Origin of the sequence: Bradyrhizobium sp. McL0616 (genome assembly GCF_049993385.1) — a bacterium.
Lineage (GTDB): Bacteria > Pseudomonadota > Alphaproteobacteria > Rhizobiales > Xanthobacteraceae > Bradyrhizobium.
In genome coordinates, this window is sequence record NZ_CP188255.1 from 8,373,771 (window position 1) to 8,389,806 (window position 16,036).

The 16,036-nt window shown below is 63.8% G+C and carries 18 protein-coding genes; 10 read left to right on the plus strand and 8 right to left on the minus strand.

What is annotated here, in order from left to right; genetic code table 11:
- Window positions 1–150 precede the first annotated feature (150 nt).
- From ACPPVR_RS40425 to ACPPVR_RS40460, 8 genes are all read right to left on the minus strand, one after another.
- Window positions 151–399 (minus strand): hypothetical protein, encoded by a 249-nt coding sequence (locus ACPPVR_RS40425; RefSeq protein WP_426612050.1) that lies wholly within the window; start codon window positions 397–399, stop codon window positions 151–153.
- 153 nt (window positions 400–552) lie between these two features.
- A complete protein-coding gene (locus ACPPVR_RS40430) occupies window positions 553–1,266 on the minus strand; it encodes an ABC transporter ATP-binding protein (RefSeq protein ID WP_426612051.1) in 714 nt (237 codons plus the stop codon).
- Complete coding sequence (locus ACPPVR_RS40435) at window positions 1,259–2,026, minus strand: ABC transporter ATP-binding protein (RefSeq protein WP_426612052.1); 768 nt, start codon at window positions 2,024–2,026, stop codon at window positions 1,259–1,261. The genes ACPPVR_RS40430 and ACPPVR_RS40435 overlap by 8 nt, the downstream gene beginning before the upstream one ends.
- Window positions 2,019–2,963 (minus strand): branched-chain amino acid ABC transporter permease, encoded by a 945-nt coding sequence (locus ACPPVR_RS40440; RefSeq protein ID WP_426612053.1) that lies wholly within the window; start codon window positions 2,961–2,963, stop codon window positions 2,019–2,021. Before ACPPVR_RS40440 ends, ACPPVR_RS40435 begins: the two co-directional genes overlap by 8 nt.
- A complete protein-coding gene (locus ACPPVR_RS40445) occupies window positions 2,960–3,877 on the minus strand; it encodes a branched-chain amino acid ABC transporter permease (RefSeq protein ID WP_426612054.1) in 918 nt (305 codons plus the stop codon). Before ACPPVR_RS40445 ends, ACPPVR_RS40440 begins: the two co-directional genes overlap by 4 nt.
- Before the next feature lie 295 nt (window positions 3,878–4,172).
- On the minus strand, window positions 4,173–4,391 hold the full coding sequence (locus tag ACPPVR_RS40450) for a hypothetical protein (RefSeq protein ID WP_426612055.1): 219 nt from the start codon (window positions 4,389–4,391) through the stop codon (window positions 4,173–4,175).
- Between the two features lies 1 nt (window position 4,392).
- A complete protein-coding gene (locus ACPPVR_RS40455) occupies window positions 4,393–5,052 on the minus strand; it encodes an acyl-homoserine-lactone synthase (protein ID WP_426612056.1) in 660 nt (219 codons plus the stop codon).
- Between the two features lie 86 nt (window positions 5,053–5,138).
- Window positions 5,139–5,867: a LuxR family transcriptional regulator gene (locus tag ACPPVR_RS40460; protein ID WP_426612057.1), complete on the minus strand. Its 729-nt coding sequence runs from the start codon at window positions 5,865–5,867 to the stop codon at window positions 5,139–5,141.
- Window positions 5,868–6,036: 169 nt separating this feature from the next.
- Between ACPPVR_RS40460 and ACPPVR_RS40465 the strand changes: the two genes are divergently transcribed.
- The 10 genes from ACPPVR_RS40465 to ACPPVR_RS40510 all read left to right on the plus strand — a co-directional run bounded on the left by ACPPVR_RS40465 (window position 6,037) and on the right by ACPPVR_RS40510 (window position 16,010).
- Window positions 6,037–6,213 (plus strand): hypothetical protein, encoded by a 177-nt coding sequence (locus ACPPVR_RS40465; protein ID WP_426612058.1) that lies wholly within the window; start codon window positions 6,037–6,039, stop codon window positions 6,211–6,213.
- Between the two features lie 190 nt (window positions 6,214–6,403).
- Window positions 6,404–7,342, plus strand: a complete 939-nt coding sequence (locus ACPPVR_RS40470) for a LysR family transcriptional regulator (protein ID WP_426612059.1) — start codon at window positions 6,404–6,406, stop codon at window positions 7,340–7,342.
- 132 nt (window positions 7,343–7,474) lie between these two features.
- Window positions 7,475–8,353, plus strand: coding sequence for a shikimate dehydrogenase (locus ACPPVR_RS40475; protein ID WP_426612060.1), 879 nt, complete (start codon window positions 7,475–7,477; stop codon window positions 8,351–8,353).
- A 60-nt stretch (window positions 8,354–8,413) separates the two neighbouring features.
- Window positions 8,414–9,544 (plus strand): ABC transporter substrate-binding protein, encoded by a 1,131-nt coding sequence (locus ACPPVR_RS40480; protein ID WP_426612061.1) that lies wholly within the window; start codon window positions 8,414–8,416, stop codon window positions 9,542–9,544.
- 182 nt (window positions 9,545–9,726) lie between these two features.
- Window positions 9,727–10,602, plus strand: a complete 876-nt coding sequence (locus ACPPVR_RS40485) for a branched-chain amino acid ABC transporter permease (protein WP_426612062.1) — start codon at window positions 9,727–9,729, stop codon at window positions 10,600–10,602.
- Window positions 10,599–11,597: a branched-chain amino acid ABC transporter permease gene (locus ACPPVR_RS40490; protein WP_426612063.1), complete on the plus strand. Its 999-nt coding sequence runs from the start codon at window positions 10,599–10,601 to the stop codon at window positions 11,595–11,597. Before ACPPVR_RS40485 ends, ACPPVR_RS40490 begins: the two co-directional genes overlap by 4 nt.
- Window positions 11,594–12,337, plus strand: coding sequence for an ABC transporter ATP-binding protein (locus tag ACPPVR_RS40495; RefSeq protein WP_426612064.1), 744 nt, complete (start codon window positions 11,594–11,596; stop codon window positions 12,335–12,337). Before ACPPVR_RS40490 ends, ACPPVR_RS40495 begins: the two co-directional genes overlap by 4 nt.
- 12 nt (window positions 12,338–12,349) lie before the next feature.
- Window positions 12,350–13,087, plus strand: a complete 738-nt coding sequence (locus ACPPVR_RS40500) for an ABC transporter ATP-binding protein (RefSeq protein ID WP_426612065.1) — start codon at window positions 12,350–12,352, stop codon at window positions 13,085–13,087.
- Window positions 13,084–14,142: a Gfo/Idh/MocA family protein gene (locus tag ACPPVR_RS40505; protein WP_426612066.1), complete on the plus strand. Its 1,059-nt coding sequence runs from the start codon at window positions 13,084–13,086 to the stop codon at window positions 14,140–14,142. Before ACPPVR_RS40500 ends, ACPPVR_RS40505 begins: the two co-directional genes overlap by 4 nt.
- Window positions 14,139–16,010, plus strand: a complete 1,872-nt coding sequence (locus ACPPVR_RS40510) for a bifunctional sugar phosphate isomerase/epimerase/4-hydroxyphenylpyruvate dioxygenase family protein (protein ID WP_426612067.1) — start codon at window positions 14,139–14,141, stop codon at window positions 16,008–16,010. The genes ACPPVR_RS40505 and ACPPVR_RS40510 overlap by 4 nt, the downstream gene beginning before the upstream one ends.
- Window positions 16,011–16,036: the final 26 nt, after the last annotated feature.

Sequence of the window (16,036 nt, forward strand, 5' to 3'; positions counted from 1 at the left end):
CCGGACTACCCTGATGGAGATCGGGACGCATCACCTCGCACGTTAGCGGTTGGCGGGTCCGAATTAGGTAAGACGAACTGACCTGATAACGGAGGTTTCCATGCGCAAGCTGATCCTGATCGCGACGATGTCTCTGCTCGCAACGCAAGCTTATGCCGGTGGATCGCGGAGCCTCAGTCTGGCAGCCACCAATGCGAGCCAGCCGGCGACTGAGCAGCCGGCCGCAGCGGCAACGCCGTCGGCAAGTGTCCAGACGGCAACGACCGCACCCGCTTCAACTCCGCCGGCGACAACGACGCCAGCCGCAATAGCTCCGGCCGTCGCGCCCGCCCAATCCACCGCCGCACCGGCCGCCAGCACGAGCGAATCGGCGAAGCCAAAGCACCGCCAACCGTCCACCGAGGCGCGCGTGATCCGCGAATTGCATCGGAATGGGATTTATTGGTAGTAGGTTGACGAAGCTCTCTCCCCATCGTCGTCGCGGCGCAAGCCGGGACGACACTGAGTTTGAGGCGCCAGCGCGCCGCCTCTAATCACTGCGAGCTGGCCCTTCTAGATCCCCAAATACTTATGCTGCAAATCCGGGTCGGCCATCAGCTGGTCCGACGTGCCGCTCCACACCGTCTTGCCGCGCTCGATGATGGTGTGGCGGTCGCAGATGCGGGCGAGGTGGTCGACGTTTTTGTCGACGACGAGGATCGACTGTCCCCGGCTCTTCAGCATCGACAGGCAGTTCCAGATCTCTTCGCGGATCAGCGGCGCCAGCCCCTCGGTCGCCTCATCCAGGATCAGGAGCTTTGGATTGGTCATCAGCGCGCGGCCAATGGCGAGCATCTGCTGCTCGCCGCCGGAAAGTTGGTTGCCCATGTTGGACGCGCGCTCGGCGAGCCGCGGGAACAGGACGTAGATCGCGGCGAGCGTCCAGGGACTGGCGCTGTTGAAGCGATCGGCGGCGGCTGCGACCAGATTTTCACGCACGGTGAGGTTCGGAAAGATTTGGCGCCCTTCCGGCACCAGGCCGACGCCGAGCTTGGCGATTCGGTAGGACGGCTGCGTCCGCACCTCGGCGCCTGCGAAGCGGATTGAGCCGGCGCGCGCGGGCGTCAGGCCCATGATGGAACGGATGGTGGTGGTCTTGCCCATGCCGTTGCGGCCCATCAGCGAGACCATCTCGCCCGGCTTGATCGACAGGGACAGGCCGAACAGCACCTGCGAGAGGCCGTAACAGGTCTCGATACCGTCGACGTCGAGCAGTGTGTCAGCCATGATGTGTCACCACATGCTGGTCGCCGAGATAGGCGCGCTTGACATCCTCATTGGCTCGGATTGCGGCCGGATCGCCGGAGGCGACGACGCGGCCATAGACCAGCACCGAGATGCGGTCGGCGAGCGCGAACACCGCGGGCATGTCGTGCTCGACCAGCACGATCGAGACTTCCTTGCGCAGCTCCTGGAGCAGCTTCACCATGCGCTGGGACTCGGTGACGCCGAGACCGGCCATCGGCTCGTCGAGCAGCAAGAGCTTCGGCTTGCTTGCGAGCGCCACGGCGAGCTCGAGCTCGCGCCTTTCGCCATGGCTGAGCCTGTTCACCACCACGTCGGCGCGATGCAACAGGCCGACGCGGTCAAGCGCCGCATGCGCGGTGTCGCGCAGGCCTTTTTCTTTCCGCGCATTGGCGAAGAAGCGGAACGAGTGGCCGGCATGCGCCTGCGCCGCCAGCGCCACATTGTCGGCGGCGGTGAAATCGAACAGCAGCGAGGTAATCTGGAACGAGCGGGCGAGGCCCAGTGCGCAGCGGCGATAGGCCGGTAGGTAAGTGATATCGCGGCCACCGAGCGAAACGCTGCCGGAATGCGGCTCGAGATGTCCGGTGAGTTGGCTGATCAACGTGGTCTTGCCGGCACCATTCGGGCCGATGATGGCGTGAAGTTCGCCCGCGGCAACGTCGAGCGAGACGTTGTCCGTCGCGGTGATGCCGCCGAAGCGGCGCACCAGCTTTTCGACGCGGAGCAGCGGTTCAGCCACGGTTGAGCCTCCCGAGCAGGCCCATGATGCCACCGCGACCGAACAGCACAATCAGCAGCAGCAGCGGACCCATGATCAGCGCCCAATATTCGGTGATCTGCGACAGGAACTCTTCCAGCAGCAGATACACCACCGCGCCCATCACCGGGCCGAACAGCGTGCCCATGCCGCCGAGAATCACCATCACCATGAGATCGCCGGAGCGGGTCCAGTACATCACGGCCGGGCTGATGAAATCGGTGTTGTTGGCGAGCAACGCGCCGGCGAGGCCGCACATCATGCCGGAGATGACGAAGCAGACCAGCTGATAGCGCTTCGCCGGAAAGCCGATCGCCTGCATGCGCTGCTCGTTGGAGCGCAGGCCCTGCAAGACCAGCCCGAAGCGCGAATTGACGATGCGCCAGATCAGGAAAATGACACCGAACAGGCAGGCGAGGCAGAGATAGTAGAACTGCACGCGGTTGCCAAGATTGATCAGCCCGGAGAAGTCGCTGCGCTTGTAGACGGTGAGGCCGTCGTCGCCGCCATAGCGCGCCAGCCCCGAGGCGACGTAATAGGCCATCTGCGCGAAGGCCAGCGTGATCATGATGAAATAGACGCCGCGGGTGCGCAGAGATAGGGCGCCGATCACCAGCGCGTAGAGCGCGGAGGCCGCGAGTGCGACCGGAAACTGGATGAAGCCGGAGCCGACACCTTCCTGCGCCAACATGCCGACGGCGTAGCCGCCGATGCCGAGATAGGCGGCGTGGCCGAAGCTCATCATGCCGCCATAGCCCATCATGAGGTTGAGGCTTGCGGCGGCGAGGGCCAGGATGACGATCCGGGTAAACAGCGTCAGGATGAAGATGTTGCCGGAGAGCTGCGAATAGAGCGGCAGCAGCACGAGACCCGCCAGCATCAGCGCCGTGACGGCCTTGCTCACAGTGAAAGCCTTCATCGACGGTTGGCCGGAAACAGCCCCTCCGGCCGCACCACCAGCACGATCGCCATCAACAGATAGATCAGCATCGACGACAGCGCGGGCGCGGCGGTGGAGGCAGCGGCGCCGCTCAGCACCTGCCGCAGCAAATTGGGCAGGAAGGCGCGGCCAAGCGTGTCGATCATGCCGACGAAGATCGCGGCGAGGAATGCACCGCGGATCGAGCCGATGCCGCCGATCACGATGATGACGAAAGCGAGGATCAAGATGTTCTCGCCCATGCCGATCTGCACGGTGAGGATCGGCGCCTGCATCAATCCGGCGAGGCCCGCGAGTGCGGCGCCGAGGCCGAACACCAGGGTGTAGAGCAGCTTGATGTTGATGCCGAGCGCGCCGATCATCTCGCGATTGGAGGCGCCGGCCCGGATCAACATGCCCACGCGCGTACGCATCACGCCGAGATACAGCAGGAGCGCGACGAGAAGCGCGACCGCGATGATGGCGAGGCGATAGGCGGGATAATGAATGCCGGGCAGGATCGGCACCGGCACCGTGAGCCAGGGCGGCAGTTGCAGCGCGAGGCCCGCCGGACCCCAGATCAGCCGCACCGCTTCATTGAAGAACAGGATCAGGCCGAAGGTCGCGAGCACGTGGTCGAGATGGTCGCGGCCGTAGAGATGCCGCAGCGCCACCACTTCGAGCACTATTCCGAGGATCAGCGTTGCACCGAGGCCGAGCAGCGCGCCAAGGACGAAGCTGCCGGTCCACGCTGCGAAGGTCGCGGCGAAATAGGCGCCCATCATGTAGAGCGAGCCGTGCGCGAGGTTGACGAGATCCATGATCCCGAACACCAGCGTCAGGCCGGCGGCGAGCAGGAACAGCAGCAGGCCGAACTGCAACCCGTTCAAGAACTGTTCGACGACGAGCAGCATCAGAACTCTTTCAGGCGCACGCGGAATCGCGCCGATGTTCGAACACGGTCGCCATCAGTGAAAGAGCTCCCCCTGCCTCTTCAAGGCCGAAAAATGGGTAATGGCAGTATCGTTCCGAGGCAAGAGCGATTCGGCGCCAGACATGCACTTTGTTGCATCTCGGCGCATGCGGTCGAGCAAGCCCTGCAAGAAGGCTGCCGCGCAGGATGGGTCAACCTGCCGCACCAAAACGATCACCCTCCCCCCGTTGCCGGGGCGAGGGTGTGAATCTTGGTCGGAATGGAAGAGGGAGCGTCTAGTGCGACGTGATCTGGTGGGGAAGATCGTCCGGCTCGGCGAGCTCAGCGTTTACCGTCGAGGCCTCCAGCGCCGCCATCCGGAACAGGTAAGCAAGCGTTGCCAAGCCGGTGTCTTCCGCCATTTGCGCGAGCTCGAGCGCCATGTCGGACATGTAGCCGAGATTCTCGTCCTTGGTTTGCGCCATGATCTGGCTGTCCCGTATCATGTTCGACATCTCAGGCGCTCTTTCGTTGCGCGGCGGAAAGGCCGCAGAGGTTGGCACGGCCGATGCAATCGAGCCGCGGACCGTCCTGATGGACGACATTCTTCATCCCGATGCGGTCGCGCACGATGTCGAGCGACTCTTGGCGGACCTCGATGGTTGCAGCCATGGTCCAGGACTCCTCGACCAGCGCCGGCAATCCCAGCGGCGTGACCACGAATCCGATCTCGTGGAAACGCGGCAGCCACCAGGTCTCCATCACCAGGCAAAGGCGCTCGATCCCTTGGTCGAGACAGAACTCCTGCGCCGCCGCCATCAGTTGCAGGTTGAAGGCGCCGTCGCGACGCTCACGCGACACGAAGAAGCGCGACCACTCCCAGATCAGCGGATCCGACGGGCAGCCCCGCACGGCGGCAAGATGGGGGAAGACCTCGCTCATCATCGTCGGCTTGGTGGTCGGATACAGGCGGTAGCCGCCGAGCACACGGCGGTTTTCGAGCGCGAGCAAATAGACCGCGTCCTCATTGTCGTAAGCGTCGATATCGCGGCCGTCGGGTTTGCGCAGCGCCTCCCATTTCCGCTCTTCGACGAAAATCTCGTGACGCACCCGGAAATGCTGCTCGACGACGTCCTCGTAGAGGTGCCGGTTAACGGCAGAAATGACATGAATCATGAATTCCCCCCATGGCTTTAAATGGGGGCAGCCTTAGAGAAAAAGGCCAAAGCGACTATTGGGAAATTTCCCAGTAGGCGACGATTTCAGGGATTGATGATTCTTTGGCGGATTGCGATCGCAACCGCATGCGTCCGGTTGACGGCGCCAAGCTTGCGCGCCGCGGTTGCAAGATGCTCTTCCGCGGTGCGCTGCGTGATGTTCAGGATCTCGCCGATCTCCCAGGCGGACTTGCCTTGCGACGCCCAGGCGATCACCTCGCGCTCGCGCGGGGTGAGGCGTGCCGACGGATGCGGGGCCGGAGCGAGCAGACGGCGGATGTGGTCGAAGCCGTACATCGCGATCAGGTGCAGCGCCGGCTTGCTGCGGGCATTGAGATCAAGATGGACGCCGCCGAGCGAGACGCCGGCCTCGTAGCCGGTCAAGCCGTGGATCGGCACGACGAAGCCACGCGACATGCGGAAATCGGCAGCGCGCCGCATCACCTCGACCGCGCCGGGTTCGAGCTCCGCGTCGTAAGGCGCCTCCGACCATTCGAACGGATTCACCGTGTGCCGGCACTTGCGGATCACGGGATCAACGCGATCGTAGCTCTTTTCGGTATAGAGGCTGAACCATTCGGCTGGCCACTTCTTGGCCAGCACCATTTGGGAAAAGCGTTGATCGGGATTCGGCAATCCCGTCACGATGATGTGCTCGAAGCCGTACCGGCCGAACGCGGTTGCAAGCGCGTCCATGGCGTCCGGAACCTTGGCATAGGCTCCCAGCCCTTCGATGAAGTCCAGCGCTTCCCGGCCATAGTCTACGGCGGACATCGGTGCGTTCCCTGACCCTCGCCGTTCCGTGTAGCACGTCTTTGGGGGTCGCCTCAATTCGCCGCGTCCGTAATTTCCCGGTGCATCCGACGCCGCCCCGGCAATTTAATCTACTTGTGGAAGAAGTGGCGTCAAGTTACACCTCGGATGTCTGAAGCGGGAAACCACGATGGAAGACGAAAACATCGCCCTCAACAGCGTGCTCGGCCTGGAGCTCAACCGTGTGTTTTTTGCCGTCCGCGAAACCGCAAACAAGCAGAAGATCATCGAGTTCGCGCGCGAAGTCCTGCAAAGCGAGCGCGCAGAGCGCCCCGGCAGCGCGTCGCCCGAAGGACCGACGCGGTAGCACGCCATCCCTCGCATGATTGACGTGAGCATCGGACAAATCGCGCGCTCAAGTTCGGATCTCTTTCTCCCCTCGTGGAGAAGCGAGGAGGGCGCGCACCAATTCCCCTCGACAAACATTTGCCGCTGGATGACCTTGCTTCTCTCGTGAGATGATCGCGACCACGATCGACTTTCGGGAAGTCCAGACCATGATGACGCTGCGCCAGGTGGAAGTGATCCGTGCCGTGATGGTGACGGGCACCATTGGCGGCGCGGCAAAGCTCTTGAACGTGTCGGCGCCGGGCATCAGCCGCCTGGTCAAATACACCGAGCGCTCGCTCGGCATCCGCTTCTTCCAGCGCCAGAACGGACGCTACTTTCCGACGCCGGAAGCCGAAAACATTTTTGAGCAGATCAACGGCGTCTACAAGAAGGTCGACGACCTCTCCGAGATCATCTCCAAGATCGGCCGCGGCGGATTGTCGGAACTGCGGATCGGCTCGGTGCCGAGCATCTCGCAGGTGATGGTGCCGCGCGCGATCGAGCGCGTCCGGCGCCGCTATCCCGATCTCGGCATCGACATCAACATCCTCAAGCTCGAGGAAGCCATCGACTATCTCCTGCTCGGCCGCGGCGAGTGCGTGGCGATGAGCTACCGGCTCGACCATTCCGGGCTCGACTTCATGCCGCTCGCCTCGGGGGAACTGTATTGCATCGTGCCGCCCGGCCACGAGCTTGCCGGCCGCAAGCAGGTCTCGGCCGCCGAGATCACCCGCTATCCGCTGATCGGCATCGATCCCAACGATCCCTACGGCCGGATCATGGCCGAGATCTTTGCGCGCTACCGGCTCGACTACAACATCACCATCCGCGCCCGCTTCGGCACCACGGTCTGCGCACTGGTGAAGGCCGGCCTCGGCATCGCCATCATCGACCAGTTCACGGTGGCCCATGGCGGCTATCCCGGGATCGAGCTGATCAAGATCACCGAGCCGACGCGGTTCGACACCTATATAGCCGTGAAGCGCGGCGCGCCGCTGTCGCTCCATGTCGAATATTTCATCGAGTCCTTGCGCGCGGAGATGCGCGCGGTCGAGCCGTCCCGCGGCACCGGCAAGGCCGCCTCGGGGCGCGGCCGCAAGAAATAACATTATGTTAGGTTTACAAGATAAATGGGTAATTGTGTTAGGCGGGGGAAAGACTATCGTCCCACTTGGAATTGCGCGAATTTCGCGGCTAATGGCCGGAAATCAACGCATCTCACCAGGCGATAGTGGATCATGTCAAAGCGCGGACCTGCCGCTTCCAAGAAGCTCCTGACCGGCCTGATCGGCGCGCCGATCGCGCATTCCGCCTCCCCCGCCATGCATGAACGCGCCGCCGAGGCGCTTGGCCTGCGCGGCCATTACCAGCTCATCGAGGTCTCCGGCGCGGATGCGCGCGGGCTCAGCATGATGCTCGAGGGCGTGCGGCGGCTCGGCTTTGCCGGCGTCAACGTCACTTTTCCCTACAAGGAAGCGGTGGTGCCGCTGCTTGACGAGCTGGCGCCGGGCGCGGCCGCCATGGGCGCGGTCAACACCGTCGTCGTCAAGGACAGCCGGCTGATTGGCCACAACACCGACACGACCGGGTTTGCGCGCGCCGTGGCGCCCCTGCTGGCCCCGTCCGGAAATGCGGTTGCCGTCATCGGCACGGGCGGCGTCGGCAAGGCCATCGCCTTTGCGCTGGCGAGCCTGAAAGTCGCCGACATCCGCATCTTCGACAGCGAACCGGCACGCGCCGAAAAGCTCGCCGCGCTGCTCGCCAAGCATGGCAGCGCCAAGGTAGCGAAAAGCGTCGAGGACGCGCTCAAGGGCGCAACCGGTCTCGTCAACGGCACGCCGGTCGGCATGCTGCCGAACCGGGGCATGCCGGTCCCGGCGGCGCTGCTGCACGGCCAAATGTGGGTCGCCGACGCCGTCTATTCACCGCTGATCACGCCGCTGCTGGCGGCTGCCCAAGCGAAGGGCGCGCGGATCATGACCGGGCGGGAGCTTGCGATCTACCAGGCCGCCGACGCCTTCGAACTGTTCACGGGACTTGCCCCATCGACGGAAGTCATGGGAGAGGCATTTGACGAGGTGATGGCGGCACGAAGCGCGGCCTATCACCCAGCATAACCCAAGCGGCCGGACACAAGGCCGCGGGCAGTATCATAGTAGTCAATGGGAGGAGAGACCATGAAATCGACCCTACTGGCAGGCGCCCTGCTTGCCTTCGCCGCTGCGACCAGCGCCCACGCGCAAGCGATCAAGCTCGCCGACGTCGCCGAACTGTCAGGTGGCGGCGCCACCGTCGGCACCAATTGGAAGAACGGCATCGACCTCGCAATCGAAGAGATCAACGCCAAGGGCGGAGTGCTCGGCCGCAAGTTGGAGGTCACCCATGCCGACTCGCAATCCAACCCCGGCGTTGCCCGCGCGCAAGTGCAGAAGGCGCTCGACGCCGAGCCGTATGTGCTGCTCGGACCCGGCTATTCCGGCTCGGTGAAGGTGACTGCGCCGCTCGCGGCGGAAGCCGGCATCGCCCAGATCATGGGCGGCGAGGCCGCCGAGCTAACCCAGGCCGGAAACAAATTCCTGTTCCGCACCTCATTCGGCCAGCAATCCTCAATGCCGAAGGTCGCAAAATACATCCACGACGACATGAAGGCGAAGTCGGTCGCGGTGGTCTGGGTCAACAATGACTTTGGCCGCGGTGGTCGTGACGTCGTCATCAAGGAGCTCGACCGCCTTGGCTCCAAGGTGGTCGCCGATCTCTCGACCGAAGCCGGCCAGGCCGATTTCGCCGCCGACGTCGGCAAGATCAAGGCCGCCAATCCCGACGCGGTGTTCGTTTATCTCAACGAAGAAGAGAGCGCGCGCATCCTGAAGGAGCTGAAGCGCCAGGGCGTCGCCGCGCCGCTGATGGGCGAGACCACGCTGATCGGCCAGAAGGTGATCGAACTCGCAGGCGACGCCGCCAACGGTGCGCGCGGCCATGTCGGCCTCACCACCGATGCGCCGGTCGATCTGATCAAGACGTTCCGCGACAAGTTCGCGAAGAAGTACAATTACGTGCCCGACCATAACGGTCTGAAGGGTTACCTCGCCGTCTACATGGTCAAGGCCACCACCGAGAAGATGGGCAAGGTCGATTCCAAGGCATTCGCCGACACGCTGCACGGCCTGACCATCAAGGCCGCGGACGAGCCGGGCATTTTGATGGACGTCACCTTCAGCGAGACCGGTGACATCGATCGCCAGAGCTTTCTGGTTGAGGTGGTCGAAGGCAAGCAGGTGGTGAAGCAGGTGCTGCCGAAGGTGAAGTGAGCGACGCGGTCTTTCACCTCTCCCCGCTTGCGGCGAGAGGTCGGATCGCATCGGAGATGCGATCCGGGTGAGGGGGAGCCTCCACGAGTCCAACTATTAGCGACCTCGCGGAGACTCCCCCTCACCCCGACCCTCTCCCCGCAAGCGGGGAGAGGGGGAGGCCAGAGCGGCGAGAGGGGAAAATGTCCAATCTGATCGATCTTCTGGTCGCTGGACTTGCCACTGGCGCGATCTATGCGCTGGTCGCGGTCGGCTTCACGTTGTTGTGGCAGACCTCGCAGACCATCAATTTCGCGCAAGGCGAGTTCGTGATGCTGCCGGCGTTCCTGATGCTGGCGGCAATGCATGCCGGGGCGCCGTTCTGGCTCGCGATCATCCTCGGCATTTTGCTCTCGATGCTCCTGCTCGGCCTCGCCTTCAAGATGCTGCTGGTCGACCCGATGATGCGCCACGGCGTGCTGCCGCTCGCGATCGCAACCATGGCGCTGGCGATCGGCATCAAGGAGGCCGTCAAACAGTTCTTCAGCGCGGAGGCATCGCCCTTCCCGTCCATCGTTCCGACCGGTGACGTCTCCATTCTCGGTCACGCGGTCTCGCTGCAAAGCATCGGCGTGCTCGTCCTCGCCATTCTTGCCGTCTTCGGCCTCACCACGCTCCTCAATCGCACATCGCTTGGCCACCAGATGCAGGCGGCAGCGCAGAACCCGACAGTGGCGCGCATCATCGGCGTGCCGGTCGAGCGCATGATCCTGCTGACCTTCCTGATCAACGCCTTCCTGGTGGCGCTGGCATCGCTCCTGATCACGCCGATCTATCTCGCAAAATTCTCGTCCGGCGAGGTGCTGGGCCAGGCTGCGTTCATCGCCGCGATCGTCGGTGGCTTCAACCAGGTACGCGGCGCGATCGCCGGCGGCCTCCTGATCGGCGTGCTCGACAATCTCGCGGCCAGCTACGTCTCGACGCAATATCGCGCGGCGGTGCCGCTGATCTTCCTGATCGTCGTCATTCTGTTCCGACCGCAGGGATTGCTCGGCCGCGCCGAGGAGCGCACGGTATGAGCGGCTTCGCCAAACCCCTGAAGATCGCGCTCGGCCTCATCGTCATTGCCGGCCTGATCGTCGTTCCCATGAACTTCAACCGCTACGGCCTGTTCATCCTGAGCCAGTGGGCGGTGATGACGATCGCCGCGATGGGCCTCAACCTGACGCTCGGCTATGCCGGACAGGTCTCGCTGGCGCAGGGTGCTTTCGTCGGCATTGGTGCCTACGCGGCGGCGATCATGACGACGCATGGCTGGCCGCTGCCGGTCGCCATTGTTGTTGCGATCGTACTGAGCTTCGCGGTCGGCTGGGTGCTCGGCTATCCAGCGCTGCGCGTGCAGCATCATTACCTCGCTTTCGTCACGCTCGCCTTCTCCACCCTCGCCTTCCTGGTGTTCCGCAACGAGAGCTGGCTCACCGGTGGCATCTACGGCATCTCCAACATTCCGCGGCCGCATCTCTTCGGGATCGCGACCAACAAGCCGCTGCCGTTCTACTATGTCTGCCTCGGTTCGCTTGCGATCGTGTCGATCGCGGTGTGGTGGCTGATCCGCTCGCCCTGGGGCCGCGCCTTCATGGCGCTGCGCGAGAATCCGCTGCGCGCGCAGTCGCTCGGCATCGACACCCGCCGCTACACGCTGATGGCGTTCGCGCTCGGCTCGGCGCTCGGCGGCGTCGCCGGCGCGCTCTATGCGCCATTGACGCAATATATCGATCCTGTGCCGTTCAACCTGTCGCTCTCGCTGGACCTTTTGATGATGGTGATCGTCGGCGGCGCCGGCTTCTTCCTCGGCCCGTTCTTAGGGGCGATGATCGCGGTGCTGCTGCCGGAATGGCTGCGCTTCACCGAGGGTTACTATCTGATGCTGTACGCGATCGCGGTGATGGGACTTCTGATCTGGTCGCCAACGGGTATTCTGGGGATCCTCGACCGCTATATGGCCGAACGGCGCACCAAGGCGGCCTCCGCGCTACGCGCCGTCGCAAAGTCCCGGCTGGAGACGGCGCAATGAGTGCGGTTCTCGAAGTCACTGATATCAAGAAGAGCTTTGGCGGCATCACCGCGGTCGACGGCGTCTCCTTCGACGTGCGCGAAGGCGAGATTCTCGGCCTGATCGGCCCGAACGGCTGCGGCAAGTCCACCTTGTTCAACTGCATCCTCGGCCAGCTCACGCCGACCGGCGGCGAGGTCAAGCTCGACGGCAAGGTCGTGACGGGCCTGCGCCCCGCCGAGCTGAACAAGCTCGGGGTCAGCCGCACCTTCCAGCTCCTCCAGGTGTTCCCAAAGCTCTCGGTGCGCGAGAACCTGATCCTTGCGGGCCAGGAGCACCAGGGCAACATGGCCTCCCGCCTGGTTGGCCGCTCCGATGCCGGATTGACTGATACCGCCAACCAGATGATCGGCTTCTTCAAACTCGACCATCTCGCCGCCGAGCCTGCCGGCGGCCTGTCCTACGGCCAGCAGAAGCTGCTCGACGCGGCCATGGCCTTCATGGGCGGACCGCGCCTGGTGCTGCTCGACGAGCCCGCGGGCGGCGTCAACCCGTCGATGCTGACGGATCTGAAGGAGCGCCTGGTCGCGATCAACCGCGAGAAGAACGCCACCTTCGTCGTGATCGAGCACAACATGGAATTCGTGATGTCGTTGTGCTCGCGTGTGATGGTGATGGCGGAAGGCAAGGTGCTGGCGATGGGCCGGCCGGACGAAGTCCGGAAGAATCCCGCCGTCATCGAAGCCTATCTCGGACATTAGGGAGCGCGAGCCATGAGCGACCCGATCCTCTCGGTTCACAACCTCGTCGGCGGCTACGGCAAGATGACGATCCTGAACGGAACGACGTTTTCCGTGCCGCAGGCCACCATCACCAGCATCATCGGCCCGAACGGCGCCGGCAAGTCGACCGTGTTCAAGGCCATCTTCGGCCTGTTGAAGCTGCGCGAGGGCAAAATCAGTTTCGCGGGCCGCGACGTCACCAATTTGAGCCAGCGCGCGCTGCTCAATGCCGGTATCTGCTACGTGCCGCAGGGCCGCAACATCTTCCCCGAACTCTCAGTCCGCAGCAATATCGAGCTTGGCGGGGTCTCAGCCGGAAAAGGCATCGACCTCCAGAGCCGGATCGAGGCCGCGATCGATTTGTTTCCGGCGCTGCGGCGGAAATCGACGCAGCAGGCCTCGACACTGTCGGGTGGCGAGCAAAAGCAACTCGAGATCGCCCGCTCGCTGCTGCTCGAGCCAAAGCTCGTGCTGATCGACGAGCCCTCGATCGGCCTGTCGCCGCTGATGGTGCAGCAGACGTTCGACATTCTCAAATCGCTGCGCGACCGCGGGGTCACGATCCTGATGATCGAGCAGAACGCGCGCTCGGCGCTGGAGATCTCCGATTTCGGCATCGTGCTGGAGCTCGGGCAGACCCGCATGTTCGATAAAGCTGAGCGCATCCTGAACGATCCACGGATCGGGCAACTCTTTCTCGGCGGCGCCATGGAGGAGACCGCGGCATGAGCGCGCCAATGCGCATCGCCGTTGCCGGCGCCGGCATGATCGGCCGCCGCCATATTGAACTGATCGGGGCGTCGCCGGACTGCGTGCTTGCCGGCATCGTCGATCCCTCACTTGCGGCAAAGGACTATGCGCAGTCGCGCAACACGTCCTGGCATGCCGACCACCGCGCGCTGCTGGCACAGGAGAAGCCGGACGGCATGATCATCGCCTCGCCGAACGCGCTGCATCTCCAGTTGGCGCTCGACTGCGCGCAAGCTGGCGTGCCGACGCTGATCGAAAAGCCGGTAACCGACACGGTCACGGCCGCGCAACGCCTGTGCGCCGCGATCAGGCGGACCGGCATACCGATGCTGGTCGGCCATCATCGCCGGCACAATCCCATCATCAAGGTTGCGCGCGAGACGGTGGCGAACGGCAAGCTCGGCCGGCTCACCGCTGTCGTCGGACTTTGGCTGCTCAAGAAGCCTGACGATTATTTCGAGGCGGCGTGGCGGCGCGAGCAGGGCGGCGGGCCGCTGCTCATCAATCTGATCCACGACATCGACAATCTCCGCTTCATCTGCGGCGAGATCACCGAGGTGCAGGCGCTGACATCGAACAACGTCCGCGGCTTCGCCGTTGAAGACACCGCCGCCCTCCTGATGCGCTTCGCCAATGGCGCGCTGGGAACGGTGACCGTGTCGGATGCGACACCGGCGCCGTGGAGCTGGGAGCTGGCGTCAGGCGAAAACCCGGCCTATCCGAAGCAGGACCAGCCCTGTTACATCTTCTCGGGCACCGAGGGCTCGCTGTCCGTGCCGAATATGGAGCTATGGTCCTATGCGCAACGGCCCGGCTGGTACGCGCCGCTGTCGCGCGCGACCATCGCGCCGGCTACGTTCGATCCGCTGGCCGAACAGCTCCGGCATTTCTGCGCGGTGATCGCAGGTCGCGAACAACCTCTGATCTCGGCCGAGGATGCGATGGGAACGCTCGCCGTCGTCGAAGCCGTCAGCGAGGCCGCGCGCACGGGCCAGACAATCTCACCGGGGCGAATCTTGGAGCAGGCAGCATGAACAAGCGCTCGATCGCGACCGTCTCTCTCTCAGGTGCGCTTGACGAAAAGCTTCGAGCCATCGCATCCGCCGGATTCGAGGCGGTCGAGATCTTCGAGAACGACCTGTTGTCGTTCGGCTCAGGCCCGCGCGATATCGCAAAGCTATGCCGTGATCTCAATCTCGAGATCTGCGCATTCCAGCCGTTTCGCGATTTCGAGGGCATGCCGGAACCGCAACGTTCGCGCAACTTTGCCCGGGCCGAGCGAAAGTTCGATCTGATGCAGGAACTCGGGACTGACCTGCTCCTGATCTGCTCGAACGTGTCGCCGGCCTCGCTCGGCGGCATCGATCGCGCCGCGGATGACTTTCGCGAGCTCGGCGATCGCGCCGCGAAGCGCGGCTTACGCGTCGGCTACGAGGCGTTGGCATGGGGACGGCACGTCAATGATTACCGCGACGCCTGGGAGATCGTGCGGCGCGCTGACCATCCGGCGATCGGCGTCATCCTCGACAGTTTTCACGCGCTGGCCCCCGGCTTTCCAGTCCGCGCAATGGCCTCGATCCCCGGCAACAAGGTCTTTCTGGTGCAGCTTGCCGACGCGCCGAAGCTCGAGCTCGACATTTTGTCGTGGAGCCGGCACTTCCGCTCCTTTCCCGGTCAGGGCGATCTGCCAGTCGGCGAATTCATGCAGGCGATCGCGGCGACAGGCTATGCCGGGCCACTGTCGCTGGAGATCTTCAACGACCAGTTCCGCGCCGGCTCGGCCACGCAAACCGCGATCGACGGGCTGCGCTCGCTGATCCTGTTGCAGGACCAGCTTGCACCGGATTGGCCAAAACTCATCGGCGAACCGCTGGCGGCCAAGGCCAAGAGCGGCGGCACCGGGTTCATCGAATTTGCCGTCAACGAGACCAAGGCGGGCGAGCTCGCGCATCTGCTCTCACAACTCGGCTTCCGCAGAAGCGGCAAGCATCGCAGCAAGGCGGTGGAGCGCTGGTCGCAAGGCAAGGTCGAGCTCGTGATCAATAGCGAGACCGACGGCTTTGCGCATTCGCACTATGTCACGCATGGCCCGGGCGTCTGCGCCATCGCGCTCGATGTCGACAATGCCGGCCTCGCCATGCAGCGGGCCGAGACGCTGAAGGCACGCACCTTCTATCAGCCGGTCGGGCCGGGCGAGCTTGAGATCCCCGCCATCCACGGCGTCGGCGGGAGCTTGCTGTATTTCCTCGACCAGGCCGGCAAGAACTGGGACACTGATTTCGCGCCAGTCGCGAGCGATTCCAGCGCGGACGCGCTGCTCGCCGTCGATCACATCGCGCAGTCGATGCCCTACGACGAGATGCTGTCCTGGCTGTTGTTCTACACCGGCATCCTTGATCTCACCCGCCTGCCGCAGATGGAGATCGCCGACCCCAGAGGGCTGGTGCAAAGCCAGGCCGTCATCAACGGCGACCAGAGCCTGCGCTTCGTGCTCAACGGCTCCTCCGCCAACCGCACTTTGCCGGCCCGCTTCATCTCGGAGTTCTTCGGCTCAGGCGTGCAACACATCGCGTTCTCCTGCCGGGACATCTTTGCAACGGTCGCCGCGATGCGCGCCCGCGGTGCGGATTTTCTGGATATTCCCGACAATTACTACGACGACATCGAAGCCAAATATGACCTCGCGCCGGAACTGATGGCGCAACTCCGCGCCAACCACATCCTCTACGACCGCGAAGGCGACGGCGAGTTCTTCCAGGTCTACACGCATATTTTCGACGAACGGTTCTTCTTCGAGATCGTCGAACGGAAGAGCTATCAGGGATTTGGCGCGGCCAATGCCGGGATCAGGCTCGCCGCGCAGGCGCGCGAGGTAAGGCCCGTGAGTATGCCGCGGGTTTAAACTCTATCCACGCCGTCATTGCGAGC